This window comes from Sulfurimonas paralvinellae (genome assembly GCF_014905135.1).
In the GTDB taxonomy this organism is placed as follows: Bacteria; Campylobacterota; Campylobacteria; order Campylobacterales; family Sulfurimonadaceae; genus Sulfurimonas; species Sulfurimonas paralvinellae.
This window is the reverse complement of sequence record NZ_CP041406.1, coordinates 1860300-1885789: the sequence shown is the minus strand read 5'-3', so window position 1 is coordinate 1885789 and position 25490 is coordinate 1860300. Positions and strand designations below refer to the sequence as shown.

General features: G+C 38.1%; 27 protein-coding genes and 5 tRNA genes. 21 read left to right on the top strand and 11 right to left on the bottom strand.

Annotated elements, in window-relative coordinates; genetic code table 11:
• Window positions 1-21: 21 nt before the first annotated feature.
• The 8 genes from FM071_RS09710 to FM071_RS09675 all read right to left on the bottom strand — a co-directional run bounded on the left by FM071_RS09710 (window position 22) and on the right by FM071_RS09675 (window position 2129).
• On the bottom strand, window positions 22-312 hold the full coding sequence (locus FM071_RS09710) for a hypothetical protein (protein WP_193110798.1): 291 nt from the start codon (window positions 310-312) through the stop codon (window positions 22-24).
• A gap of 80 nt (window positions 313-392) precedes the next feature.
• Window positions 393-468: transfer RNA gene (locus FM071_RS09705), tRNA-Ala, on the bottom strand.
• Window positions 469-506: 38 nt separating this feature from the next.
• Window positions 507-938 carry a thioredoxin fold domain-containing protein gene (locus tag FM071_RS09700; protein ID WP_193110797.1) on the bottom strand — a complete coding sequence of 144 codons (432 nt, stop codon included), beginning with the start codon at window positions 936-938 and terminating at the stop codon, window positions 507-509.
• 40 nt (window positions 939-978) lie between these two features.
• A complete protein-coding gene (locus tag FM071_RS09695; RefSeq protein ID WP_193110796.1) occupies window positions 979-1515 on the bottom strand; it encodes a carboxymuconolactone decarboxylase family protein in 537 nt (178 codons plus the stop codon).
• A 210-nt stretch (window positions 1516-1725) separates the two neighbouring features.
• Window positions 1726-1814: transfer RNA gene (locus FM071_RS09690), tRNA-Ser, on the bottom strand.
• Between the two features lie 27 nt (window positions 1815-1841).
• Window positions 1842-1915 (bottom strand) — tRNA-Cys (locus tag FM071_RS09685).
• Window positions 1916-1934: 19 nt separating this feature from the next.
• Window positions 1935-2021, bottom strand: a tRNA-Leu gene (locus FM071_RS09680).
• A 33-nt stretch (window positions 2022-2054) separates the two neighbouring features.
• A tRNA-Gly gene (locus FM071_RS09675) sits at window positions 2055-2129 on the bottom strand.
• 222 nt (window positions 2130-2351) lie between these two features.
• Between FM071_RS09675 and ilvD the strand changes: the two genes are divergently transcribed.
• From ilvD to nosD, 18 genes are all read left to right on the top strand, one after another.
• Complete coding sequence (gene ilvD, locus FM071_RS09670) at window positions 2352-4043, top strand: dihydroxy-acid dehydratase (RefSeq protein WP_193110795.1); 1692 nt, start codon at window positions 2352-2354, stop codon at window positions 4041-4043.
• Between the two features lie 8 nt (window positions 4044-4051).
• Entirely contained in the window at window positions 4052-5860 is a 1809-nt protein-coding gene (gene thrS / locus FM071_RS09665) for a threonine--tRNA ligase (RefSeq protein WP_193110794.1), read from the top strand.
• Window positions 5857-6375, top strand: coding sequence for a translation initiation factor IF-3 (gene infC / locus FM071_RS09660; protein ID WP_193110793.1), 519 nt, complete (start codon window positions 5857-5859; stop codon window positions 6373-6375). Before thrS ends, infC begins: the two co-directional genes overlap by 4 nt.
• Window positions 6376-6451: 76 nt before the next feature.
• On the top strand, window positions 6452-6901 hold the full coding sequence (locus FM071_RS09655; protein WP_193110792.1) for a hypothetical protein: 450 nt from the start codon (window positions 6452-6454) through the stop codon (window positions 6899-6901).
• A 7-nt stretch (window positions 6902-6908) separates the two neighbouring features.
• Entirely contained in the window at window positions 6909-7577 is a 669-nt protein-coding gene (locus FM071_RS09650) for a Crp/Fnr family transcriptional regulator (RefSeq protein ID WP_193110791.1), read from the top strand.
• A complete protein-coding gene (locus tag FM071_RS09645) occupies window positions 7570-8523 on the top strand; it encodes a hypothetical protein (RefSeq protein ID WP_193112082.1) in 954 nt (317 codons plus the stop codon). Before FM071_RS09650 ends, FM071_RS09645 begins: the two co-directional genes overlap by 8 nt.
• Window positions 8524-8629: 106 nt before the next feature.
• The gene (gene nosZ, locus FM071_RS09640; protein ID WP_193110790.1) at window positions 8630-11230 is read left to right on the top strand and encodes a Sec-dependent nitrous-oxide reductase; all 2601 of its coding nucleotides are present in this window, start codon (window positions 8630-8632) and stop codon (window positions 11228-11230) included.
• A gap of 179 nt (window positions 11231-11409) precedes the next feature.
• Window positions 11410-12195: a cytochrome C gene (locus tag FM071_RS09635; protein ID WP_193110789.1), complete on the top strand. Its 786-nt coding sequence runs from the start codon at window positions 11410-11412 to the stop codon at window positions 12193-12195.
• 1 nt (window position 12196) lies between these two features.
• Window positions 12197-13417, top strand: a complete 1221-nt coding sequence (locus FM071_RS09630) for a nitrous oxide reductase family maturation protein NosD (RefSeq protein ID WP_193110788.1) — start codon at window positions 12197-12199, stop codon at window positions 13415-13417.
• A gap of 9 nt (window positions 13418-13426) precedes the next feature.
• Window positions 13427-14170 carry a 4Fe-4S dicluster domain-containing protein gene (locus tag FM071_RS09625; protein ID WP_193110787.1) on the top strand — a complete coding sequence of 248 codons (744 nt, stop codon included), beginning with the start codon at window positions 13427-13429 and terminating at the stop codon, window positions 14168-14170.
• A gap of 10 nt (window positions 14171-14180) precedes the next feature.
• Window positions 14181-14813 carry a c-type cytochrome gene (locus tag FM071_RS09620; protein WP_193110786.1) on the top strand — a complete coding sequence of 211 codons (633 nt, stop codon included), beginning with the start codon at window positions 14181-14183 and terminating at the stop codon, window positions 14811-14813.
• A complete protein-coding gene (locus FM071_RS09615; protein ID WP_193110785.1) occupies window positions 14813-15310 on the top strand; it encodes a c-type cytochrome in 498 nt (165 codons plus the stop codon). Before FM071_RS09620 ends, FM071_RS09615 begins: the two co-directional genes overlap by 1 nt.
• A gap of 9 nt (window positions 15311-15319) precedes the next feature.
• The gene (locus tag FM071_RS09610) at window positions 15320-16225 is read left to right on the top strand and encodes a NapH/MauN family ferredoxin-type protein (RefSeq protein ID WP_193110784.1); all 906 of its coding nucleotides are present in this window, start codon (window positions 15320-15322) and stop codon (window positions 16223-16225) included.
• A gap of 2 nt (window positions 16226-16227) precedes the next feature.
• A complete protein-coding gene (locus tag FM071_RS09605; protein ID WP_193110783.1) occupies window positions 16228-16866 on the top strand; it encodes an ABC transporter ATP-binding protein in 639 nt (212 codons plus the stop codon).
• The gene (locus FM071_RS09600; RefSeq protein WP_193110782.1) at window positions 16867-17694 is read left to right on the top strand and encodes an ABC transporter permease; all 828 of its coding nucleotides are present in this window, start codon (window positions 16867-16869) and stop codon (window positions 17692-17694) included.
• Between the two features lie 8 nt (window positions 17695-17702).
• A complete protein-coding gene (locus FM071_RS09595) occupies window positions 17703-18173 on the top strand; it encodes a nitrous oxide reductase accessory protein NosL (RefSeq protein WP_193110781.1) in 471 nt (156 codons plus the stop codon).
• 11 nt (window positions 18174-18184) lie between these two features.
• The gene (locus FM071_RS09590) at window positions 18185-18709 is read left to right on the top strand and encodes a PAS domain-containing protein (protein ID WP_193110780.1); all 525 of its coding nucleotides are present in this window, start codon (window positions 18185-18187) and stop codon (window positions 18707-18709) included.
• A 74-nt stretch (window positions 18710-18783) separates the two neighbouring features.
• A complete protein-coding gene (gene nosD / locus FM071_RS09585; RefSeq protein WP_226960528.1) occupies window positions 18784-19968 on the top strand; it encodes a nitrous oxide reductase family maturation protein NosD in 1185 nt (394 codons plus the stop codon).
• On the opposite strand, the gene FM071_RS09580 is transcribed toward nosD, so the two are convergent.
• Both FM071_RS09580 and FM071_RS09575 read right to left on the bottom strand, forming a co-directional pair.
• Entirely contained in the window at window positions 19919-20365 is a 447-nt protein-coding gene (locus tag FM071_RS09580) for a hypothetical protein (protein WP_193110778.1), read from the bottom strand. The genes nosD and FM071_RS09580 overlap by 50 nt on opposite strands.
• A 75-nt stretch (window positions 20366-20440) precedes the next feature.
• Window positions 20441-21766 carry an MFS transporter gene (locus tag FM071_RS09575; RefSeq protein WP_193110777.1) on the bottom strand — a complete coding sequence of 442 codons (1326 nt, stop codon included), beginning with the start codon at window positions 21764-21766 and terminating at the stop codon, window positions 20441-20443.
• Window positions 21767-21895: 129 nt separating this feature from the next.
• Between FM071_RS09575 and rdgB the strand changes: the two genes are divergently transcribed.
• Window positions 21896-22486 (top strand): RdgB/HAM1 family non-canonical purine NTP pyrophosphatase, encoded by a 591-nt coding sequence (gene rdgB / locus FM071_RS09570; protein ID WP_193110776.1) that lies wholly within the window; start codon window positions 21896-21898, stop codon window positions 22484-22486.
• 153 nt (window positions 22487-22639) lie between these two features.
• Here the strand turns inward: rdgB and FM071_RS09565 are convergent, their stop codons facing one another.
• Complete coding sequence (locus FM071_RS09565) at window positions 22640-23410, bottom strand: undecaprenyl-diphosphate phosphatase (RefSeq protein WP_193110775.1); 771 nt, start codon at window positions 23408-23410, stop codon at window positions 22640-22642.
• Window positions 23411-23503: 93 nt separating this feature from the next.
• Here FM071_RS09565 and FM071_RS09560 point away from each other — a divergent pair, with 93 nt between their 5' ends.
• Together FM071_RS09560 and FM071_RS09555 are read left to right on the top strand one after the other, a co-directional pair.
• A complete protein-coding gene (locus FM071_RS09560) occupies window positions 23504-24631 on the top strand; it encodes a pyridoxal-phosphate-dependent aminotransferase family protein (protein ID WP_193110774.1) in 1128 nt (375 codons plus the stop codon).
• A complete protein-coding gene (locus FM071_RS09555) occupies window positions 24632-25489 on the top strand; it encodes an ATP phosphoribosyltransferase regulatory subunit (RefSeq protein WP_193110773.1) in 858 nt (285 codons plus the stop codon).
• Window position 25490 lies beyond the last annotated feature (1 nt).

Genomic DNA, 25490 nt, shown 5'->3' with positions numbered 1-25490 from the left:
TGATTATTTGTTAATTAAATCTTATAACAGAGCTTTTTTTCGCTGCCAACGTACAAAGTTTTTGGCGGTATCTTTACTGAACATCATATGCTTCAAAAAGCACTCCAAGGCATTTTGCGTGAGCGAATTTGTGTGGTAGAGATGCAAAAGGAACTCTTTTTCGTTAGCATATTTGTTGTAAAAAATAAACTCGATAGCATCCTTTAACAAAAAAGTAACAGCTCCCCCGTTATCGAGTGTGGATGTGATGGTTTTGTGTAAATCCAAAGAAGAGTTTTCAAAAATAAATGTTGTTTTTTTATTTGCGTGCATGCTGTTTCCTGATTAAAATTGCTGGAAGTATAAGAAAAAAAGAGAGAGATGGTTGAAAATATGGCAGATTGTCATGTTAATGGTGGAGCATAGCGGGATCGAACCGCTGACCTCTTCGCTGCCAGCGAAGCGCTCTCCCAGCTGAGCTAATGCCCCATGATTTATTCATGAAATGCAATGATATTATATAAAAGTTAAAATTTTGCTTTGTATTGTTTTTTATATTTTTGAAAGGCTGCATTCATAGCACCTGCAAATACATCTACATTTCTATAACCGGCAAGAGTTTTTAAAACCGTCTCGTTATCAGGATTGATGAAAAGCGTTACAGGTCTTACCGGTGGTCTGAATCTATCTGGGTATTTTCTATCATGTGCTATGACAAGCGGTACAAAGTTTTTGAGTTTTGCTTTTATGGTTGGAGTGTCGAGCGTATTTTCAACAAGTTTGTCGCAGTAAGGACAAGGTTCTTTGACTATTACCATCATAAGCACTTTATGCTCTTTTTTCGCCTTGGAAAGTGCCGTGCCATAAACTTCCTCATAGTCAAGCAAAAATGCCGCATCTTTGGCATTTGCTCCAAAAAGTGTAAGTGTAGTCAGTAGCAGTAAAATTAGTTTTTTCATTATATTCCTTTGTCTTTGCTTGAATTATATAGAATAATTCTTAATTACTATGTCCTAATCCAAATACATTTGAGAGTGTATTGATATAGTTAAAATAACCAGTAATTGCTACAGCTTCTACAATTTGAACATCGGACCATCCCATTTGTTTTAATGAATCTATTTCCTCTTTTAAGATTTTATAATTTTCTTTTCCTGATGCTTTGATACAAAAGTTTAAAAGTGCTTTATCTTTAGTATCTACATTCATTGAGTCTATACCTTGAAGTATCTCTTCAATTTTTTCTTCACTTAAACCAAGCATTTTAGCAATACTTTTATGGACATCTACACACATTTTACAGCCATTCTCCTTGGAGATAAGCAGTGCAATAGCTTCTTTTATATCATAAGAAAGCGTTGTTTCATCAAGGAGATATTTTTGTATCATCCCATCTGTAGCAAAATAGATTTTTTCATCTAACGCTAAGAGTTTAAATATATCACCAAGTTTTCCTGTTTTTTCTAAAATAGGTCTTGCTTTATCTTGAATTGCAGGAGTCATTTCTTCAAATTCCGGTAATTTTATATGTGCCATTTTTATTTTCCTTTAGTATGTATATTTATCTGTGGAGTTAAATTCTGTACTTTTTCGTAATGAAGTATAGCATATTGGCTTTTGTTTGTGCTTTTTTTTATTTTTGGCAGCTAATAACTTTTTGATTGTTTGTCTATTTGAATTGGCGAGAGTAAATCTCTTGAAATCTCGTTATTATAGTGGTTTGTAAAGGATTGTATTATAAAGAAGTGGTGGACCCTCAGGGATTCGAACCCTGGGAGGTATGACCCTCGCCGGTTTTCAAGACCGGTGCATTCGACCAACTCTGCCAAAGATCCACGTTTGTTGTAGTTTGATTATAAAACTGGAGGTGCCACCCAGATTTGAACTGGGGATAGCAGCTTTGCAGGCTGCGGCCTTACCACTTGGCGATGGCACCAGTTTCAGTTTATTATCAGTGGTGCCCGGGGCCGGACTTGAACCGGCACAGTATTGCTACCGGGGGATTTTAAGTCCCCTGCGTCTACCGATTTCGCCACCCGGGCAAATGGGTGTTTTTCAACAGTTTCAATTTTAAATGGAGCGGGAAACGAGGTTCGAACTCGCGACCCCAACCTTGGCAAGGTTGTGCTCTACCACTGAGCTATTCCCGCATGTTGACGCTTACTATTTGTAAGTGAGCCGGAATTATAGCGATTTTATTTTCATTTGTAAAGAGTTTTTAGCCAAAAATAGTAAAAAAGTGCTATAATTCCAGCAATTTAATAAGAATATATGTATACGCTGGCTTGAGAGAGCTTGGTTTTAGTGACCTAATCGGTCTTAGATGAAGTGACGGAATTGTTTTCGACACTGTAATAAATTAAGGAAATTTTATGCGAAGTGACATTATTAAAAAAGGTTTTGACAAAGCACCTCACCGTTCTTTGCTGCGTGCAACAGGACTGAAAGATGAAGATTTTGATAAACCGTTTATCGGAATTGCGAACTCTTACATCGACATTATTCCCGGACACTTTTTTCTTCATGAGTATGGAGAGATTGTAAAAGAGGCTATTCGTGAGGCGGGTGGTGTACCATTTGTTTTTAATACTATTGGTGTTGATGACGGAATAGCTATGGGGCATGACGGTATGCTTTATTCTCTGCCTTCACGTGAGATTATTGCTGACTCTATTGAAACAGTGATGAATGCACACAAGCTTGATGCTATGATCTGTATTCCAAACTGTGACAAAATTGTACCGGGTATGATTATGGGCGCGCTTCGTGTAAATGTTCCTACTATATTTGTTTCAGGCGGGCCAATGCCGGCAGGTCATAAAAAAGATGGTACGCCGATAGACCTTTCAACGGCTTTTGAAGCGGTAGGTGAGTTCAATGACGGGAAAATGAGCGAAGAAGAGCTGCATGAAATAGAGTGTGAAGCATGTCCTTCAGGGGGAAGCTGTTCTGGTATGTTTACAGCAAACTCGATGAATACTCTTTGCGAAGCGATGGGTATCGCACTTCCGGGTAACGGAACAGTACTGGCGATGACACCTGAGCGTATCGAGATGGTTAAAAAGGCTGCAAAACGCATCGTAGAACTTGCAAAAATGGAAAACAATGAACAATACAATTTTAAAAATATTCTCAATGAAAAAGCTGTTCACAATGCATTCGTTGTCGATATGGCAATGGGCGGAAGTTCAAATACAGTACTTCATATGCTGGCAATTTCAAGAGAAGCAGATGTTAATTATCAAATAGAAAACATTAATAAAATTGCTGAAAAAGTTGCACATATTGCAAAAATTTCCCCATCATTAACAACTGTTCATATGAAAGATATCGATGATGCAGGTGGTGTGAATGCCGTTATGAAAGAGGTGAGTCGTCGTGGTGATGACCTGCTTCATCTTGATGCATTGACAATTACAGGTGAAACACTTGGTGAGCGTATTAAAGATGCATACATTAAAGACACTTCTATTATCCATACGAATGAGCATGCATACTCGCCTGTCGGAGGGCTCTCTATTTTATTTGGTAACTTGGCTGAAGATGGCGCAGTTATCAAAGCAGCAGGTATCGTTGACTCTATGCGTCATTTTAAAGGAACTGCCATCTGCTTTAACTCACAGCCTGAAGCCATTGCGGGTATTATGGGTAAAAAAGTCAAACCTGGTAATGTCGTTGTCATTCGCTATGAAGGTCCAAAAGGTGGTCCGGGTATGCAGGAAATGCTTGCACCTACGGCGCTTATTCAAGGTATGGGACTTGGTGAAAGTGTTGCTCTCATCACAGATGGGCGCTTTTCAGGTGCTACCAAAGGTGCATCTATCGGGCATGTTTCTCCGGAAGCTGCAGAAGGCGGCCTTATCGCACTTATTGAAGACGGTGATGAGATAGAGCTTGATGTAGATAAGCATATTTTACGTTTGAATGTTGATGAAGAAACAATCGCAAAAAGAAAAGCTGCATACAAACCATACAAAAATGAAGTCAAATCAAAATGGTTAAAACGTTATCAGCTTCTTGTATCTAACGCATCGAACGGTGCAGTATTAAAAACTGAATTATAGGAAAGATTTTGAGCAAAGTAGCAATAAAATATGAAGATACAATTGTAGACCTGCAGACTGCAGAAGAGCTTGGTCTTAAGGGTGAAGAGATAGAGTTGGACAACTCTCCAGAAGCGCTGGAAGTGCTACGTCACTCAACAGCCCATTTGATGGCACAGGCGATTAAGTCACTCTACCCTGATGCGGAGTTTTATGTTGGGCCGGTTGTTAAAGAGGGTTTTTACTATGACTTTAAAACATCGGCTGAAATAGGTCAGGGAGATCTTAAAAAGATCGAGAAGCAGATGCTCTCTTTTGCAAAGAAAAAGTTTCCTATTGAGCGTTATGTTATCTCTAAAGAAGAAGCGCGTGAGAAGTTCAAGAACGATCACCTCAAACAAGCTGTTCTTGATATGATTCCTGATGAAGATGTGAGCATCTATAAGCAAGGTGAATTCGAAGACCTTTGCCGTGGGCCGCACCTTCCAAATATCGGCCTTATTCGTTACTTCAAGCTGACAAAAATCTCAGGTGCTTATCTTGGAGGAGACTCTAAAAATGAGATGCTGACACGTATCTATGGTATTGCGTTTGCAACAAAAGAAGCACTTAAAGATTATATGACAATGATGGCTGAAGCTGAAAAACGTGATCACCGTAAACTTGGCAACGAGATGAAGCTTTTTACTTTCAGAGAAGAAGTCGGGGCTGGTTTTCCTATCTGGCTGCCTGCCGGTGGACGTCTGCGTGCACGTTTAGAATCACTTCTGTTTAAAGCGCACCGTAAACGTGGTTACGAGCCGGTTCGTGGGCCAGAAATGCTGCGTTCTGATCTTTGGAAAACATCAGGGCACTACCAAAACTATGGTGAAAATATGTACTTCACGCATATAGATGAGTTGGAATTCGGTGTTAAACCGATGAACTGTGTCGGGCATATCAAAGTCTATGAAGATGAATTGCACTCATATAGAGATTTACCAATCAAATACTTTGAATACGGTGTTGTTCACCGTCATGAGTTGACAGGTGCGCTGCACGGACTTTTCCGTGTGCGTGAGTTCACGCAGGATGATGCACACATCTTCTGCCGTGCCGATCAGATTGAAGATCAAATCATTGAAGTTGTTGACTTTGTAGATAAAATTATGTCAACTTTCGAGTTTGATTATAAAATGATGATCTCAACACGTCCTGATAAAGCGGTAGGAAGTGATGAAGTGTGGGAAGTCTCTACAAATGCGCTCAAAGCTGCGATGGACAGGCATAACCTTGCGTATGAAATTGATGAGGGTGGCGGTGCATTTTACGGTCCGAAGATCGACATCAAGATAACAGATGCCATCGGCCGTGAGTGGCAGTGTGGAACGGTACAGCTTGATTTCAATCTTCCTGAAAGATTCAAGCTTGAGTACAATGGCGAAGAGAACGACAAGATTCAGCCGGTGATGATTCACCGTGCTATTCTTGGCTCTTTTGAGCGTTTTATCGGGATTTTGACAGAGCATTATGCCGGAGAATTCCCGATGTTCGTTGCCCCTACTCAGGTTGCCATTGTTCCAGTTGCTGAGACTCATAAAGAATATGCTAAGCTTTTATCAGATAAACTTATTGACATTAATGCCGATAGTGAAATCTACGCGAAGAACGATTCTTTGAACAAAAGAATCAGAACTGCAGAAAAAACTCGTGTTCCTATGATCGTCGTCATCGGCGATGAAGAGATTGAGAACAAAACAGTTGCAGTACGTGACAGACGTACTAGAGAGCAGTACAATTTAAGCGAAGAGGAATTCTTGAAGCTTATACAAACTAAAATAAATGAGGTAAATTTTTGAGTAAAAACAAAGACCGCGTCATCATGAATGATGACATCCGTGTTCCTGAAGTAAGATGTAATGTAGATGGTGGAGAATCTTTAGGGATTATTTCTACTGATGAGGCTATGACAAAAGCAAACGAGTTAGGATTAGATTTAGTCCTTATAGCACCAAATGCAAAACCACCTGTTGCTAAGATCATGGATTATGGTAAGTTTAAATACCAAGAAGAGAAAAAACTCAAAGAGCAGAGAAAAAATCAAGTTAAGATTGTTGTCAAAGAGATCAAACTCTCTGTAAAAATCGCAGAAAATGACATCGCCTACAAAGTAAAACATGCAAGAGAATTCCTTGAAAAAGGATATCATGTAAAATTTAGAGTCTTTTTACGTGGTCGTGAAATGGCACACCCTGAAGCTGGTAAAGAAGTTTTAGAACGTGTCTGGCCAATGGTAGAAGATATCGCAGTAATGGAAAAACCGCCAAAATTTGAAGGCCGTTACTTCAATATGTATGTTATACCTAAAAAGTAATTTTTACTTTATTGACAAATATCATCATTTTAAAATAGACGAGAGTGTATAATTTCTCAACATTAGGGAGAAAAGAATGAAAAAACATCTATTATTATACACCTTGGCTATTTTCTGTGTCTCGGCACTCTCAGCAAAAGAGATGCCGATACAGACACGTGAGCTTCCAAAGGAAGAACTGCAAAAGCAAAAAGTGCTCATCGCTTCTCTGGCAGCAAAAGAACTTTCAAAAACACTGCCGCAAAAAATCGACAACTACACAACACTGAAGTCTATCACCAATAATAATGCAACACTTGTTTATACGTTTACAATTAACACAGGGGCAAAAAGTGATGATGCTGTCATCAAAGAAGATCACAGTAGAATGCAAAAGGTTGTCACTCAGGGAGTGTGTAAATCTTCGGAAAGATTTTTAGAATCGGGTATAAATACTACATATATCTATGTGAGCGCAAAAACAGATAAAACACTTTTCAAATTTGACATCACAAAAGAAAAGTGCGCAAACTTACCAATGAAATAGGCCTGTTTTGTCACTAAAAGATGCAATTAAATCATTAGATTTTTTTAGCAGACTCGATGATGAACAGATTCATGATATCGCCTCTTTTGCTACACTGCATCACTATGAAAAAGAGTATATTTTATACTACGAACAAGAAGAACTCTCTGAACTCTATTTTTTGGTTGACGGTTTGGCAAAATCGTACAAACTTGATAAACATGACAATGAGATATTTCTTTACTATATCTATAAAAATTCTATGATCTCCGAAATATCTGATTTGCAAACCGATACCCTTTTCTCTTTTTCAAATGTCTCCATAATTGAAGATGCGCAGGTTGTCAAAATAAAATATAAGAAATTCAAAGAGCATTTTTTGGATAAAGGAGTTCTGTGCAGGGAATTTACAAATGCTGTAGTTGAGAGATCTCTGCAGATGCAGTCCCTTATCAGCAGAGAATTTATTTTTGATGCGGTTTCAAAGGTAAGTATGATGCTGCGTGAAGATCTTGAAATGTTCAATAAACTCAAGCGTCATGATATCTCCTTGATGCTGCATATTCAGCCTGCAACACTCTCTCGGGTTCTCAACCGCTTAAAACGTAATAATATAATTGATATAATACATGGAGAGGTTGCTGTTTTAGACACCAAAGCACTTGAAGAGATTTACAAGGATATAAACGATGAATAAAATAAAAACTCTTTCTGCCTTTATATTTATACTCTCTTTAATTTTAGCACTCTATTCAAAACATGTGTCTGAAGAAAATGATGCCAACTTACTACTGCTTAAAACTATTAACGAACAAAAAGCTTTTACACAGGAAATTGCTAAAAATATATTTTATATTTATAATAATAAACATGCTTCCACGAAACAGCTTGATGCATCCATTAAATCTTTTGTACAAAATGTTAATAGCAAAGAAGAACGTCTAAAGGACCTCGACAACAAAGATATACGACAGCAGATACAAAAAATTATAGCGCTTTGGAACAAATTTTATCTGCTGGTACAAAAATTTCGAGATGTTAGTAAAGTGCATAATGGTTACACTAACATCATTCAGGAAAAACTTGTCAACGATATCTATAATGCAAATTTGGACTTGGTTGTTGCTTTTGACAAACTTATTGCAATGCACAAAGAGTATTTTGATACGGTTAAAAAACAAAACAGAGTCATTCAAATAACACTTTTTATCAGCCTGCTGCTTCTTCTCGTCTACTTTTTTACACAGCTCAAAGATATTCTCGGTTTTATTCAGAAATTTTTGCATACTTCGAAAAAAATTATTCATAAGTCAAGTGTTCAAGGGGTCAAGCCGATTGATACAGAGACGAACAATAAAGACATCTCTACGGCTGCCAATGATTTTAATTTTTTAATCCAAAAAATAAACAACTCCATAGAAACCTCCGAAACTTCACTGCAACAGAGTATTGGTTCATTGGAAAATATAGAAAAAAACATAGAAGATTTGATAGAACTTATAGCGGCGATGCAGACAGATAAATCTTTTGATAAAGAGTTGATTAAAAAAGAGGATATTCTTATAGAGACTTTAGACGAGCTTAGTCTCTCACTGCAGAAGTTGCAAAACCTTAAAGAGAACCTCAATAACTTTAAAAAATAAAGTTAGTTTACTTTTTTGACCTGAGTCAAATTTTTCACGTCGTTTGTGTATTATTATTTTCTTATCATTTGAGGAATTTTCTCAAAATGAAATGAAGGAGAATAAAATGGCTACTCGTTTAAGTAAGTTGCTTTCACTTGTTGTAAGTACTTCCATAGCCGCTACAGTTGCAAGTGCAGCAGTAGGTGGGGAATTACAGAAGATAATGAAAGCAAGGGGTTTAACTGAAAAAGACGTTATTCATGCTGCAAAAACATACACACCAAGCGGTGGTAGAGATGAATTTATCGTTTTTAGTTCCGGTGGACAGTCTGGACAGATAATTGTCTATGGTGTTCCGACTATGAGAATCTTGAAATATATTGCTGTATTTACGCCAGAGCCTTGGCAAGGGTACGGATATGATGAAGATTCTAAAAAGGTTTTAAGAGAAGGTAATATCCGTGGTCGTGAAATCAACTGGGGAGATACTCACCACCCGGGATTATCTGAAAAAGACGGAAAATATGATGGTAAATGGCTTGTTATCAATGACAAAGCAAATCCTCGTGTTGCTGTTATTGATTTGAAAGACTTTGAAACAAAACAGATTGTTGTCAATCCTGTTTTTAAATCAGAACATGGTGGTGCTTTCTTTACACCTAACTCTGAATATATTTTAGAAGCGTGTCAATATGCTGCACCGTTTGACAATAACTATCACCCAATTGAAGAGTACAAAGAGACATATCGTGGTGGTGTGACATTTTGGAAATTTGATCCTAAAAAGGGTCGTATTAAACCAAAAGACTCATTTGTTCTTGAACTGCCTCCATATATGCAGGATTTAAGTGATGCAGGTAAAGGTGCTTCTTACGGTTGGGGCTTTACAAACTCATTTAATACTGAAATGTATACAGGTGGTATCGAAGTTGGTATGCCTCCATTTGAAGCGGGTTGTTCTAGAAACGATACTGACTTCTTACATGTATATAACTGGCAAAAACTGGCTAAATTAGCTAAAAATAAGAAAAATTATAAAATGATCAATGGAATTAAAGTAATTCCAATGAGCGTTGCTGTTGCTAACAATGCACTTTTCTTGATTCCTGAGCCAAAATCACCGCATGGTGTTGATGTTTCTCCTGATGGTGAGTACATTACGGTTTGTGGTAAATTGGATACTCACGCATCTGTTTATAAATGGAGCAAGATCAAAAAACTGATCAAAAATCATGAATATGCAGGGAAAGATCCTTATGGTATTCCTATCTTAGATATGAAAAAATCTCTTCACGGACAAGTAGAATTAGGACTTGGGCCACTGCATAACCAATACTCTAACGTAGACGGTGAAATATATACTTCACTTTATGTTGACAGTCAAATCGTTAAATGGAACTATAAAAAACTTAAAGTTCTTGACAAAGTAAATGTTCACTATAATGTTGGTCACTTGTGTGGAATGGAAGGGAAATCTGCTGATCCTCAAGGTAAATACATTATCTCTTTGAATAAACTTGCGATTGACAGATTTGATCCGGTTGGTCCTCTGCATCCACAAAATCACCAGTTGATTGATGTAAGTGGTAAAAAAATGGACTTACTTGTTGATATGCCTTTACCGTTAGGTGAACCTCACCAGGCAGTTGCTATCCGTGCAAGTAAATTGCATCCGGAAGTACGCTATAAAATGGGTACAAATACAAAAACTGGTAAGCCGCATATTGGTAAAACTTTGGCAGGTCAGGAAAGAATTGTCAGAAAAGGTAAAAATGTTTATGTATATGCAACACTTGTAAGATCTCACATCAATCCTGAGAGAATTACAGTGAATAAAGGTGATACAGTAACTATCTACTTGACAAACCTTGAACGTGCACAAGATGAGACACACGGATTTACAGTTGATAACTTTGATATTCACGCATCACTTGAACCGGGTGAAACTGCTGAACTTAAATTTAAAGCAGATATTGAAGGTGTTTTCCCTTATTACTGTACAGAATTCTGTTCTGCACTTCACTTAGAGATGATGGGTTATTTAATGGTTAAAGATCCAAACAAAAAATATGTTTCGGCTCAAAAACTTAAAATGAAAAAAATGTCTAAAGCAGAATTAAAAGCTGAGTATGACAAAACTGTTGCAGTAAATGCTGCTACTGATGCTGTTATTCAATCAGTTGTGAAATTCTTAAAAGCAAATCATTATGAAAAATATCCAACTGTAAAAGCACTCGTAGAAGATGCACTTGACCAGTATGGAAAAATTCCGGAGCAGAAGAAAAAATCTGATGCTGCTGTAAAAGCTGGAGATTATGAAAAAGCTGTTCTGTTTGAAAATATGATCTGGCAATACATGGTTAAAACTGCGGATGTTGGTATTCGTGCAAAAGATCTTTTAGTCAAAAAAGTTGCTACAAAACAATCTCCTGCTGCTGAAGCCGGTGAGAGAGCCTTTGGTGAAGGTGGTTGTGGTGGATGTCACGTTATCGGTAAAGTATCATCTGGACCAGACTTGACAGGTGTTTTACTACGCCATGAAAATGCTGAAAAATGGGTGAAAGATTTTGTAATGGATCCTGCATCTAAATACAACGATCCATATGTGAAAAGTATGATAGATTATTTCAATCTAAAAATGCCTAATCAACATATGAACGAAAAAGAAGTTAAGAACATCATCGAATACCTTAAATGGGTAGATGAAAACGCAAATCTATTCTAGAAAGAATAGTCTACTATAAGGAGGAAGAGAGGCTCTCTTTCTCCTTTTTTATCCCAAATTGATATATATCATTTAATTTATCCAAAACATTTCGATATAATAAGCTCAATCTATAATTAAATTTATAATTAATTATATAATTATAATTTACTCTAAGAATTCACATAAGGAACAATAATATGCACCCAAGTCTGATAAAAGCTAAGATATTTGCAGCAATAGCTTTAGTGATTTTGACATTTTCCTTTACCTTACCTATGATCGCTTTTCATGGTACGTTAAACAAGGTCGATGCCGGTAAAGGCGCTGAAGTCTCATCGTTTAGTAAAACGATATGGAATCTTTACAATAAAGGAAGATATAAAAGTGTTACGACACCTGAGGATGCCCGTAACAACCTCGAGAAAATGATTGAAGAAGAAGCTGAGATAGGACCGGCTTCTTTGCCTATATGGGCTGTTTCACTTGAAGCTCCAAACTATCCCAAAGAAGCCTTTCCTGAGGGAATTCCGGTATTTTTTCATTTTGACGGATACAGTGGAGAGGTTCATGAGATGAATACAATCAACCACTATGTAGGGATGGACCCTATGTGGGCCGGTGGGCATATTGAACGTGCCATTGGCATTTATGCACTTTTATTTCTCTCTTTAGGGATGATTCTTTTTATTGCATATGATAAAAAAATATTCAACTATATTATGCTTATACCAGCATTACTCCCTTTGATCTTTGTTGCTGACTACTCTTATTGGCTCTATCACTTTGGACACAGTCTGCATGACTGGGGAGCCTTTAAGATAAAACCGTTTATGCCAACGGTCTTTGGTGATGGAAAGATTGCACAGTTTACAACGCACTCCTATCCGACAATAGGTTTTTATGCCCTGCTCGCGATTAGTATTTTAAGTATTTTAGCTTTCTTCGCAAAGCAAAAAGCCTTTAAAGAGATGGAAGAAAAGTAAGATGCTGTTGAGAATATTTGTATCTTTTTTGTATCTAAGTGTTGGTACACTCTGGGCAAATATTCTACAAGACGCTATAGATAAAGCACCTGCCGGTTCAATTTTAAAACTGCCAAAAGGGGTATACAAGGGTTCTGTTCATATCGACAAGCCGATCTCTATAATAGGACAAGACAAAGGTGTTATTATCGACGGAGAGAACAATGGTACGGTTATAACAGTTAAAAGCTCTTATGTCACACTGAAAAATCTTACAATCATCAATAGTGGCGACAGACATGAAAAAGTCGATGCGGCCATTTCAATGAGCGATGCTTCGCAGTGTGAGATAAGCAAGTGTAAAATTGATAACTGTCTGTTTGGCATAGATTTGCAGATGGTACATAACTCTATCATCGCAAACAATGAAATAACATCAAAAGATTTTGAACTTGGTCTGCGTGGAGATGGACTGAGACTGTGGTATTCAAATGATAATATTGTCAAAGGCAACTCGCTTATAAAATCACGAGATATGGTTGTATGGTATTCACATGGCAATAAGATCATAGATAATTACGGCAGAGAGAACAGGTATTCACTGCATTTTATGTATGCAGGAAAAAATCTAATCAAAAACAATCATTATGAATTGAACTCTGTCGGCATATTCTTTATGTACTCCCAAGATTCTGTTGCCGTTGGAAATGTCGTGAAAAGCTCTCAAGGTGCAACAGGTATGGGTATAGGGCTTAAAGATGTCTCCAACTTCACTATCAAAGACAATACAGTGATCTATTGCGCACAGGGAATGTACATTGACAGAAGCCCTTTTGAGCCGGATTCGCACAACTGGATAGAAGGCAATAAGATACTTTATAATGCAGAGGCAATGCATTTTCATTCTGTCAGTGAGCATAATATCATCAAAGATAATATTGTGATGGGAAACATCGAAGATATTGTTAATGATTCCAGAGGTTCCAGAACAAATCAAAATGAGATTTCGGGCAACTATTGGGATAAATATGAAGGTTTCGATAAAAATAGAGATGGCATAGGTGATACACCTCATAAGGTCTATCAATACGCAGACCAGCTCTGGATATACAACTCTGATGTGAAGTTTTTTTACGGTTCACCGGTGATTTCATTACTAAACTTTCTTGCAAAATTGGCACCATTTACAAAGCCGCTCTTTTTGATGGAAGATCCAAAACCAAAAATAAAGAAAGTAATATAAAGGACAGTTATGGCAAAAAAAGTTCAAACCGATAGAAGAGAATTTATAAAATACTCGACTTTGGGGATATTAGGATTGGTTATGGGCGGAGGCATCGTCTTTAGTCCTTATCTGCATGGGAAAGAAAATAGACTCCGTCCACCCGGTGCAGTACCTGAAAAAGAGTTTTTGGCACTTTGTATCAAGTGTGGACAGTGCTTGCAGGTCTGCCCTTATCACTCTATCAAATTGGCAGATATCGCAAAAGGATACGGAGAGGGTACGCCTTACATCGATGCAACACAACGCGGCTGTTATGCCTGTAGCGCTGTTCCGTGTGTTCTGGCCTGCCCAAGTGGTGCGTTGGATCATAGTTGTGAAAAACCTGAAGATATTCATATGGGTGTCGCCGTGTTGGAATTTCCAGATACCTGTCTGGCTATGAACAATACACCTGTACCGGATAATTATCTTGACAAAATGAAAAAATTTACAGACTCTGTCAATAATGTCACTGAATTAGAGCTGCAGTTGCTTGACAAAATGAGCGGTTATGAAGGCAAAGAGTGTACACTATGTGCAGATATCTGCCCGATTCCAAGTCCTCTAAGCGCTATTTCGATGGTCAGCGATGCAGGCGGAGGCAAGAAGCCGGAAATTTATGACGGTTGTATCGGTTGTGGTGCATGTGAAGAGATCTGTCCGACACAAAAACCGTCTATTGTCGTGAAGCCAAGAGTGAGCTACGAGCAGCAGTATGAACAACAAGGGTAAGGAAAAGAAGATGAAGAGTAGTTATAAAAAGAAGTTTTTACATAGTTTGATTGTCATTCCATCTTTTGTATTAATGGGCAGCTTTACGGCATGCAGTGATTCAAATAAAGAAGAGACATCACAAAATGCACAGCCGGTCTCAAATGCAACACCGAAAATAGAGATTGTACAAAACCGTGATGCTCACGCAATCAAAGTTGCACAAAAAGATGATGGAAAAACGCAGGGAAATTCATTTTATTATGATTATGGAGAGAAAAGCGAATATAGTCAAAATGCACAACCTGCGAATAAAGATGCCTCAGTAAGAGTGCGTCCAAGAACGGAAGTTGATGCCAATATGCATGTCCGAAGTCCTTATGAAGAAGTTCAGGTTTCGATGCTTGTAAGAAAACTGAGTAAAAATTTCATCGTTCGATGTTCGCCTTGTCATAACGATTATGCGAATGGAATCATCGGACCGTCTCTTTTAGGACGAGATTCTGATTATATTTATAAAAAGATTCAAAGTTTTAAAACAGGCGAAAAATCAAACCCTTTAATGAGTGATCTGATTAAAATGATGAGTGACAAGCAGATTCGCAGTATGGCAGATGAAATTTACGCTTTTAATAAAGAAATTAAAAATATGAGGAATAAATAATGAAAAACGTTATCGTAGGAATTTTAACATTGATTATTTTTGGTCTGATGGGATGGACATATAGTAACGGTGGTGCCTATAACGGGGGTGAGCATGGTAAAGTAATAGCTGACCTTGGAAATAGAACGACGGCAGCTGTCCAAGACAGCGAACCGCAAGAGAAGAGTGACAGAGAAAAAGAGGATGAAGCCCTCAATGCTCTGCGTGAGAAAGCAGGTAATATCAATGGATTTAAAGTGAGTGATGCCTATAAAAGTAAATGTTCATCATGCCATGGTGTCGATGGCAGCGGTATGCAGTATGGTAAAAAACTGATGGGACCAAAGCTTTTTGGACAAAGTGCTGATGCAATCTATAAAAAACTTGATGATTTTAAATCAGGCAGAAAAGAAAATATGGTCATGAAGGGTCTTTTACTTCATATGACAAAAGAGGATCTTCGTAAATTTGCTGATGAAATAGGTGAATTTCCGGCACGAGCAAAAGCACTGAAATAGGAAAATATAATGGATAAGTATCATAATAGAGAAACGATAAAAAGAACAACTTTTTGGTCGACATTTTTCAATACGACTCGTGACGGAAAAAAAGTTCTGAGTTACAGAGCAAAAAGATGGATTCTTGTTATCGTTATTCATCTTATGTTCTTTTTATCTTTTGCTGTTGACATTCAGATGCTCGAGGGGACGCTGAATGGTTCTCGTTTTTTAGGTTTTCACCTTATTGACCCTTTTACAACTCTGGAGATGTTGATGGCAGAGCATCATCTGCATATCAATATCATTATAGGTGTTACGACTATTGTTGTCTTTTATATACTTGTAGGAGGGCGAACTTACTGTGCATGGGTCTGCCCATACGGTATACTCAGCGAGATAGGTGAGAAGTGGCATGACACACTTGTGCATAAAAAGATAATTAAAAATAGAAAATTCGACCATAGAGTCCGCTATATATTTTGGGCTATCTTTTTAATTCTCTCTTTTACGAGTGGTTATCTTGTCTTTGAAACCTTTAATGTTGTCGGTATTCTCTCCCGAGCTATTGCTTATGGCTGGAGTTTGGCACTTATCTGGGTAGTTGTTGTTCTAGCTTTTGAAGTTTTCTTCTCTCGCCGTGCCTGGTGTACCTATATTTGTCCGATTGGAACGACTTATGGTATGATAGGGAAAATTTCGGCACTTCGGGTAGAATGGAATGATAATTGTGACCACTGTATGGTCTGTCATGATGTCTGTTTTGAAAATCAGGTGCTTGAGATCACAAAGGCAAAATATGATAAACAAAGAGAAGAAGAGGGCATTACGCATGAATATATCACAGGTGCAGATTGTACGCTTTGCGGACGATGTATCGATGTCTGTCATGAAGATGCGCTCAATTTCGACTTTAGACTGAAAAGTTTGGTGTAGCTATGATACAAGTCTCAAACTTGACAAAAAAATTCGGTTCGCATATCTCATTGGATAGTGTGAATTGTGAATTTAATAAAAATGAATCTATCGCACTTATGGGAGCTAATGGAGCCGGTAAGACAACGTTGATTCGCTCTATTATGGGTTATTATCATCCAGATGCTGGCGAAGTGCTTATTAATGGTCTCAATCCTGTCAAAGAGCGTATGAAAGTACTTGAGCATATCAGTTTTGTGCCACAGCTCCCACCTCCAATAAAGCTCAGTATCGACGAACTTTTGCAGTATATAACTGTGAGTGCGAATGTCGATAAAGAGCTGATAAAGCATTATGCCAATGAGATGAAGCTTGACATTGCAGCAAACATGAGCAAGTCATTTTTTAAACTCAGCGGTGGCATGAAACAAAAACTTCTGATCGCTATCTCATTGGCAAAGAAGAGTGACATCATCATTTATGATGAGCCGACAGCAAATCTTGACCCAAAAGCAAGAGATGATTTTTACAGACTGCTCAAACAGAATGAAGAGGAAAAAGTACTTCTTTTTGTAACACACAGACTTGAAGAGGTGAAAGATCTTGTCAATCGTCAGATCTATATGGATCTTGGAAAAATAGTTTCGGATGAGAGGGTTTAGATGAAAAACTTATATTTAATAGCTTATCTTGATTTAAAAGAATCGATTCGTGCAAAATGGTTTTTGGTCTATTCTCTCGTTTTTGGCGGATTGATAGCACTTTTTTTCATTGCAGGAGTAACTGAATCTCAAGTGATGGGTTTCAGCGGGCTAAGCCGTCTGCTTTTGATGTATATTCAGATAACAATCGTGATATTGCCGATTTTTATTCTCATTACGACAGTGCGTTCCATATCAGGCGACAGAGATTCTCATATTTTAGAGTATATGCTCTCTTTCCCTATCTCGCTTAGACAGTATTACTGGGGTAAAATAATTGGCAGGTTCATCACTGTCTATCTGCCGGTCGTCTTTGCCATGATTATCGCCGTAGTATATGGAGCTTTTAAAGGTGCAGCTATTCCTTGGAGTATCTTCTTCCTGTATACGGGACTGCTCTTTGCCATGAGTGCTACTTTTTTGGGAATCGCTTTTTTTATTTCATCATTTGTAAAATCTTCCGAGGTAGCACTTGGCATCTCATTTTTCATCTGGATATTTTTACTGGCTTTCATCGACATAGCACTTATCTCTTTAATGATGCAGCAGCGAATAGATGAGGGTATTATCATTTTTATCAGTCTTATCAACCCTATGGAGATTTTCCGTGTAGCGGCTATCTCACTATTTGATCCGCAGCTTACGGTAATGGGACCTGTTGCTTTTTATATTTTGGACTCTGTATCACAGAGCACTTTTGTTCTGCTTTCCATCCTTTACCCTTTGGTTTTAGGTTTGGTATTTGCATTTCTTGGTTACAAGATATTTGAGAAAAAAGATTTGGTTTAGGAGATATAATGAAAAAAGTCATCGTATTACTGTTGTTATCTGTAAGTTTGCTTTTATCGAATGAAATAAATTACGATAAAAATACAACCGGACTTGTGCGACAAATGAAAGTTTATAAATATCCTCAGTGGGTTGCAAAAATAGAACTTGCCAACGGTAAAGAGATTTTTTTTGTTTCACCAAAGTCAATGTTCGAGTTTTATTTCAGACCTGGAAAATGGCCTGAATTTGGCATCAAACAAGAGAGTGATTTTAAAAAGATTTATGTGACTGATTTTGCTACAACGAAAGCCGTTAATGCAAAAGGTGCTTTTTATGTCTATGGAAGTGATAAAACTTCACCTTCAGGAGATGACCTTGTGCCTTTTGATTCTTATAAGGCTGCCGAAGAGTTTTCAAAAGCGCATAATGGCAAGCGAATTTTCGGATTTCGTGAAGTAAATCGTGGGCTGATAAACTGGCTCAATGACAGTTTATAAAGGAGGATGTAATGACAAAACCAACACCGATAGATGAAGAGATAGTACTCGATCCAAAACGCTATATTGTCAGTGAAACTGATGAGAAAGGGAAAATTACCTTTGCCAATGATTACTTTCAGGAAGTATCCGGTTACAGTGAGGAAGAGTTGATAGGCAAACCGCATAGTATTGTTCGCCACCCTGATATGCCAAAAGTGGTGTTTAAACTTTTATGGGAGACTATAGGGGCGGGGAAAAACATCAATGCTGTCGTGAAAAATCTGGCAAAAGATGGACGCTATTATTGGATATTTACAGAGTTTGAGATTCGTAAAGATACGGATACGGGTAAGATTATAGGCTATCACGCTTCACGCAAGAAGATCTCACGTCATGTCATAGAGATTATTGCCGATCTTTACGCAAAACTTTTAGAGATTGAAAAGTCTGAAGGTATTGAGGCAAGTGAAAAATATCTTATCGAGTTTTTAAAAGAAAAAGGCGATGATATTGAGTTTGCCAATATTATGGAAGAGATTCATAAATTTTACTAGATTCTGCTGCGTGAGATAAAATGAAAATCCTTCTGTTATTTCTCACTTTTTTCTCTTATGCATTCGCAAATCCTTTGCAGGATGCTATCGACAAGGCACAACCCGGTGCCGTCATAAAACTTCAAAACGGTATCTATCAGGGAAATCTTCTCATCACAAAACCTCTTAGTATCGTTGGACAAGGCGAGCAGGTAGAGATTCGCGGAGATGCTCATGGCTCAGTCGTTACAATACAAAGCTCACAAGTAGTTTTAAAAAACCTCATAATCACCAACAGTGGCAGCAATATGCAGCAGATTGACGCAGGTGTTACAATTCACAAAGCAGTATTTGTTGAAATAAGTAACTGCAGACTCAGAGATGTCCTTTATGGCATCGATATGGATATGGTTGAAAACTCTTTGATAAAGAACAATGATATAACGGTAACAAAAAACACAATCCCCTTACGTGGAAACGGTTTAAAACTCTACTTTTCTCACTACAACACTATAGAGCATAATAAAATCCATGAGACGCGTGATGTTACGCTCAACTACTCTCACCACAATTTTTTTGAGAACAATATATTTGTTAATAACCGGTTTGCAACACATTTGGAACTCTCAAACAGCAACCACTTTAAAGCGAACGTTTACCGGTACAATTCAGTATCTATGATGTTTATGGGAGCAAAAGATACACTTGTTGAAGACAATGAAATATTCAGTGCTACGGGTGCGGCCGGAATCGGTGTGATGATAGGTCATGTTTCTAATTTTATTTTTAAAGACAACAGTGTCCGTTACAATGCAAAAGGACTCTATATTCAAGGCGCAGAAAAATCACGAGGCATGAAACGAACTATAGAAGCGAATGAAATAGCTTATAATGCCGAAGCATTGCACTTTCACGCAAGCATTAAAGATAATACTATACGCCATAACAGCATCCACGGCAATATCGATGATGTCATTAAGGATGTTGGAGGCGGTTTTGATGCTTCAAATGTTGTTGAGTTTAATTATTGGGATAGATATGACGGTTTTGATAGGAATAATGACGGTGTAGGTGACACTCCCTACAAGGTCTATCAGCATGCCGATATGCTATGGCAGGAAAATCACAAGGTAAAATTTTTTTACGCGGCACCGGTGATGGCGCTGCTTGATTTTCTACTGAAGCTTGCTCCCTTTGTAGAGCCTACTTTGGTTATGGAAGATAAAAAACCTACCTTCCAATCTTTTTCACTCTCGAGACAACTTCATCAAAGTCAATAATCTCTTCACCTTTTGCAATATCTTCTTTTGATTTATGAGCTGAAAAACCATAGGCCATAGGAGTTATGTTATTTGTGTCATAGTATGCCTTTCTGGCATCGATCCATTTGCCTGTTTTGGCATCCGTTACCCAGATAACAGCTTTGTCTTTCCATGGAATCTGTTCATCATCGAACCAAAGAATCATGCAGCCGATGTCATCGAACGGATAATATTTCCCTGTTGCAGGATTGATGGCTTCTACGGTATTTTTTCTGTCACTGACAACCATGGCACAGCGAGCACACATATCTCTATCGTAATGTATCTCATGGACTTGCGAAGTTGCTTGCTTGTCACATCCTGTCATTGTAAAAAGTGTTAGTGTGAAGGTAAGCAATAAGAAGAATAATCTCATGGATAAAACCCTTTTTTTGGATTATTCTAGCTTATTATGATGATTTACACGATGATATAAATCAATAAATGAAGGCTATTTTACAATTTGTGCTTTGAGTCTGTCTTCATCCAGTTTTTCACTTGCGTATTTGATAACAACTACTTTTTCAGTTTCATTGATAAACCACTCTGCAATATGTTCGCTTTCAAGAGCATTGAGTTTGTCAAAATCTACTTCATTCTCTGGAATGATAAGGTGTGAATAACGAAGCGGATTTTTCATTTTAACAGCTGTAAAGATCAACCATGCCAAACTGATGCCTCCGATGGTAAGTCCAAGTGTCTCACGTGAGCTGATATCAAGATAGAGACCTGCAAAAGTACCGCCGATAAATGTGAAGAAGTAGGCTGCAGAATTTGCAATTCCAAGAGCAGCACCTTTTTGGTGTACTTTTGCGAATTTACTGATCATTGACTGAACAAGCGGTTCCATCATGTTAAACGCGATGAAGAAAAAGATAACGGCTGTAACAAATACTGTACTGGAGTTCGTTAGTCCCATCATTACAAAAGATGCTGTAAAAAGTACGATAGAGAGCATAAAGATCTGTTTTGGAATATTTCTTTTTTCTCCAAAGACAGCTGCCGGTCCCATTGCAATGAGTCCTGCGACCATCGCCGGTGCATAGACCATCCAAAGATCACTTTTTGCCCAGTTAAAACCATATTTAGGGTCTGTTAAAAAGATAGGAATAATAACAAAAGCAGCTGTCATCAGTCCTTTTTGCATTGCATTGATAATAATCATACCCAAAAGATTCGGATCTTTAAGAATGTCAGATGTCTTTGTGTTACCATGATAGATGTGTTTAATCTTTGGCGGAGTCGGTACCTTTGTAAATAAAACAACGATCGCAACAGCAGCAAGAACCGCTGTTATAAAAAAGATCGCGCTAATACCATAGTGTGAAGCGATAACCGGTCCAACTGCCATAGCGATAGCGAAGCTTATAGCTATAAATCCACCCATAATGGCCATTGCATGACCACGCTGTTTCTCTTCGACAAGATCGGCGATCATCGCTGTAACAACAGAACCTATGGCACCTGCACCCTGTAAGAAACGCCCAAGCATAAGCATATAGATATTGTCAGAATAGGCACAGATAAGTGAACCTACTAAAAAGATCAACAGACCGAAAAGAATCGTCGGTTTACGACCTACCTTGTCACTCATGCTTCCAAATGGAACCTGAAAGACAGCCTGCGTGAGGGCATAACCACCTACAACAACACCAACAAGAAAAGGAGTTGCACCCTTGAGGTCAAGCGCATAAACAGATAGAACAGGAAGGACGAGGAAAAGTCCTAAAAATCTTAGGAATAAGATCGTCGATAGTGGTAAAACTTTTTTAAACATGAAAAGCCTTTTATGAAATGATTTATAACTACTTTATAGTATAATTTTGAAATTATAGAGCAACTATTATTTATAATTGATTTGTGAAAGATAAAATGTATAATTTAAAAGATAATTTAAGGAAGTGCTTTGAAGAGATTGGTTTTAGCAACATCAAACAAGGGAAAAGTTAGAGAGATAAAAGAGCTGTGTGAAAATTATGAAGTGGTACCCTATACTGACATAATAGAACCTTTTGAGATCGTAGAAGATGCCGATACTTTTAAGGAAAATGCACTTATCAAAGCTCGGGCGGTCTATAAAGCTTTGGGGGATGAAGATGCGGTTGTTTTGGCTGATGACAGCGGGATAAGTGTGGATGTGCTGGATGGTGCACCGGGAATATACAGCGCACGATATGCCGGAGAGAATGCGAGTGATAAAGACAATCTCTATAAACTGATAGATGATATAAAAGCAAAAAGTGTGACAAGTTCACCGGCTCACTATACAGCGGCTATTGCCATCATAACAAAAGACAAAGAGAGAACAGTTCACGGATGGATGTATGGAACGGCTATAACGGAAGCGCGAGGTGATGGTGGTTTCGGATATGATCCGATGTTCATACCGTTTGGATTTGACAAGACGCTTGGAGAGCTTGACAATGCGATAAAGAAAAAATTATCGCACCGCTCAAAAGCACTCTCTTTGGCTTCTAAAGTTTTGAAAGTATTATAAAAACTTTCGGCTCAATCCATAAAAAGAGCGCTCGAGTTTTTGTAAAACTAAATGTAGGTGGGCGTTATATCTGCTAAGATTTTGCATGATATCTCCTTTAACATTTAAGATGCTAAAAGAAAAGCAAGAACTATTCCAATGTTAAAAAATATGCTAGTTAAATAATGTTAAAAGTAATATGCCAAATAAAATACGATAGATACCAAAGGCTACAAAGGTGAATTTTTCCAGAAATTTCAAGAAAAGTTTGATAGTCAGATAGGCAACGAAAAATGCGACAACAAAACCGATGAAGAGGTTTTCAAGATTGGCACTAGAAAACTCATGGTAATGTTTGAGCAGATCATAACCGGTGACAGCAGACATAACAGGAAAAGCGAGCAGGAAGCTAAATTCGGCACTTGCCTTGCGTGAGAGACCGACAAGAAGTGCTCCTATGATGCTCGATCCCGCACGGCTTGTTCCCGGAACAAGAGCGAATATCTGAGCAATACCGATCCACAAAGCCTGTTTGTAGGTGACGTTCTCGACATCATCGATAAGCTTTTTCTCGTTTGGAATGTAAAATTTTTCAACAAGCAAAAAAACGATACCGCCGACAATGAACATAACAGCGACAATGGTAACGCTAAAAAGCTCTTTTATTTGATGGGAAAATAAAAATCCAACAGCGCCAATGGGGATAAAGGCCAAAATGAGCTTTTTCCAAAGTTCTATTTTTTGAAGCGTAAATTTTTCTCTGTAATTGAGTACGACCGCTAAAATCGCAGCGAACTGGATGATGACTTCATAGGCTTTGGTCACGCTTGTCTGATCGATGCCGAGAAATTTTGAAGCGACAATAAGATGCCCTGTCGAGGAGATTGGCAGAAACTCTGTAAAGCCTTCTATACTTCCTAAAATCAGTGAATCAAAAATTGTCATCTTTTGCCTTAAAACTTAAATTTAAACATATTTCGATATAATACGAGGTTTTTTTAAAATTAAACATTAAATTAGGCAACAATAGGAATCACAATGTTACTTTTTACTCCTGGACCGACACCGGTACCACAAAATGTTAGAAATGCAATGGCTGAAGAGACAATGCATCACCGTACACCGGAATTTGAAGCTATCTTTGAAAAGACACGAAAACATCTTTTTGAACTTTTCGCTACCGATGAAGTCGTTATGATCGCTTCAAGCGGAACAGGAGCTATGGAAGCAGCTGTAATAAATCTTTGTAAAAACACACTTTTAAATGTAAACTCCGGAAAGTTCGGTGAGCGTTTTGGCAAGATCGCAACAGCACACGGACTGAAAAACGTTGAGATAAAAAATGAGTGGGATACACCTGTAAGTGTTGAAGCAGTTGTTGAAGCTGTCAAAGCAAACAGTGATATCGATGCCATAGCGGTACAGATCAGTGAATCGGCAGGCGGCCTGCGCCATCCTGTAGAAGAGCTGGCAAAAGCTGTTAAAGAGATCAATCCTGAAATTATGATTATCGCTGACGGTATTACGGCTGTCGGCGTTGAGCGTATCGATGTTTCTCATATCGACTGTCTGATCGCAGGAAGCCAAAAAGCACTTATGCTGCCACCGGGACTTGCTATTTTAGGTCTTTCAAATGCGGCGATCGAGAAGATCGGCTCAGGTACGGGATACTACTTCAATCTTGCTTCAGAGATTAAAAAGCAACGTCAAAATACAACAGCTTATACAGCTGCAACGACATTGGTCATTGGTCTTTTGGAAGTTCTTGAGACAATTGAAAAACAAGGCGGTTTCGGTGTTCTTTACTGCAATACTGCGCGCCGTGCAAAAGCGACCCGTGCCGCACTTGAAGCGATAGGTCTGCATAGTTATCCAAAAGTTCCTGCAAAAAGTATGACGACAATTGATGACAAAGATGCTTCAAAGATACGTTCAGCTCTCAAAGAAGAATATGGCGTGAATGTTGCGGGCGGACAGGACCATTTAAAAGGTAAGATCTTCAGAATCAACCAAATGGGACTTATCGAGCCATATGAGTCTATCTGGGTTGTCAATGCGATCGAACTTATTTTACATCGTATGGGACGCTTGGAGTATTCTGGTCTTGCTTCAAAAGTTTACAATGAAACATACTTTAAAACAGCGTTAGAAAAAAAAGAGATATAGATGATACTTGAACATGAAATTCCAAACGGTTCGAAGTTGTACTTTGGTGAGAGTGCCAAGTTAAAACGTCGAATCGAAAATACGGCGAGCGAAGTACTCGATGCAAACGGTTATGAAGAGATCGTTACCCCTGTCTTTTCGTACCATCAGCACAGATCCATTGCCGATGAAAAAGAGTTGATTCGCATAAATGACGAAAAAAATCATTCACTTTCACTGCGTGCAGACTCGACGATCGATGTCGTGCGCATCATTGAAAAACGCCTTGGTCGTAATACAGAGCAGAAAAAATGGTTCTATATTCAGCCTGTATTTACATTTCCGACAACGGAACAGTATCAGGTCGGCGTAGAGTTTATGGGGGAGAAAAAACTCTCCAGCGTTATGAACATTGCTGTGGAGATATTTGAAAGACTTGAGGTGAAACCTCTGATTCAGATATCAAATATGAAAATTCCGCAACTGCTTAGTGGAATGTTTTCAGAACTTACAATCGATGATTTTCGACATATCAATATTGATAAATTCATTAATATCGGCGAAGAGTGGCTGACAAAACTTGTTTATTTGCAGCATGTGGAACAGGTGGATGATGTTATAGCGAGTGCGCCAAAAGAGATAGCAGATGAACTTCTGAAAATGAAAGAACTCTGCAGTGAGATGAAGTGTGACAATGCAGTGCTTGCACCTATGTACTATGCAAAAATGCTTTATTATGATGAGCTGTACTTCCGTTGTATCGTTGATAATGAAGTCTATGCAAGAGGCGGACGTTACAAGAATGAAGAGCTTACTTCTGTAGGATTTGCAATATATACAGATGCTTTATGCGAAGCATGTCAAAAAGAGGAAAAATAAA

Bases quoted from the DNA above. Each gene is read 5' to 3' on its own strand.
- FM071_RS09710 (WP_193110798.1), bottom strand. From the start codon at position 312: ATGCACGCAAATAAAAAAACAACATTTATTTTTGAAAACTCTTCTTTG.
- FM071_RS09700 (WP_193110797.1), bottom strand. From the start codon at position 938: ATGAAAAAACTAATTTTACTGCTACTGACTACACTTACACTTTTTGGA.
- FM071_RS09695 (WP_193110796.1), bottom strand. From the start codon at position 1,515: ATGGCACATATAAAATTACCGGAATTTGAAGAAATGACTCCTGCAATT.
- ilvD (WP_193110795.1), top strand. From the start codon at position 2,352: ATGCGAAGTGACATTATTAAAAAAGGTTTTGACAAAGCACCTCACCGT.
- FM071_RS09655 (WP_193110792.1), top strand. From the start codon at position 6,452: ATGAAAAAACATCTATTATTATACACCTTGGCTATTTTCTGTGTCTCG.
- FM071_RS09645 (WP_193112082.1), top strand. From the start codon at position 7,570: ATGAATAAAATAAAAACTCTTTCTGCCTTTATATTTATACTCTCTTTA.
- nosZ (WP_193110790.1), top strand. From the start codon at position 8,630: ATGGCTACTCGTTTAAGTAAGTTGCTTTCACTTGTTGTAAGTACTTCC.
- FM071_RS09635 (WP_193110789.1), top strand. From the start codon at position 11,410: ATGCACCCAAGTCTGATAAAAGCTAAGATATTTGCAGCAATAGCTTTA.
- FM071_RS09630 (WP_193110788.1), top strand. From the start codon at position 12,197: ATGCTGTTGAGAATATTTGTATCTTTTTTGTATCTAAGTGTTGGTACA.
- FM071_RS09625 (WP_193110787.1), top strand. From the start codon at position 13,427: ATGGCAAAAAAAGTTCAAACCGATAGAAGAGAATTTATAAAATACTCG.
- FM071_RS09620 (WP_193110786.1), top strand. From the start codon at position 14,181: ATGAAGAGTAGTTATAAAAAGAAGTTTTTACATAGTTTGATTGTCATT.
- FM071_RS09615 (WP_193110785.1), top strand. From the start codon at position 14,813: ATGAAAAACGTTATCGTAGGAATTTTAACATTGATTATTTTTGGTCTG.
- FM071_RS09610 (WP_193110784.1), top strand. From the start codon at position 15,320: ATGGATAAGTATCATAATAGAGAAACGATAAAAAGAACAACTTTTTGG.
- FM071_RS09605 (WP_193110783.1), top strand. From the start codon at position 16,228: ATGATACAAGTCTCAAACTTGACAAAAAAATTCGGTTCGCATATCTCA.
- FM071_RS09600 (WP_193110782.1), top strand. From the start codon at position 16,867: ATGAAAAACTTATATTTAATAGCTTATCTTGATTTAAAAGAATCGATT.
- FM071_RS09595 (WP_193110781.1), top strand. From the start codon at position 17,703: ATGAAAAAAGTCATCGTATTACTGTTGTTATCTGTAAGTTTGCTTTTA.
- FM071_RS09590 (WP_193110780.1), top strand. From the start codon at position 18,185: ATGACAAAACCAACACCGATAGATGAAGAGATAGTACTCGATCCAAAA.
- FM071_RS09580 (WP_193110778.1), bottom strand. From the start codon at position 20,365: ATGAGATTATTCTTCTTATTGCTTACCTTCACACTAACACTTTTTACA.
- FM071_RS09575 (WP_193110777.1), bottom strand. From the start codon at position 21,766: ATGTTTAAAAAAGTTTTACCACTATCGACGATCTTATTCCTAAGATTT.
- FM071_RS09565 (WP_193110775.1), bottom strand. From the start codon at position 23,410: ATGACAATTTTTGATTCACTGATTTTAGGAAGTATAGAAGGCTTTACA.
- FM071_RS09560 (WP_193110774.1), top strand. From the start codon at position 23,504: ATGTTACTTTTTACTCCTGGACCGACACCGGTACCACAAAATGTTAGA.
- FM071_RS09555 (WP_193110773.1), top strand. From the start codon at position 24,632: ATGATACTTGAACATGAAATTCCAAACGGTTCGAAGTTGTACTTTGGT.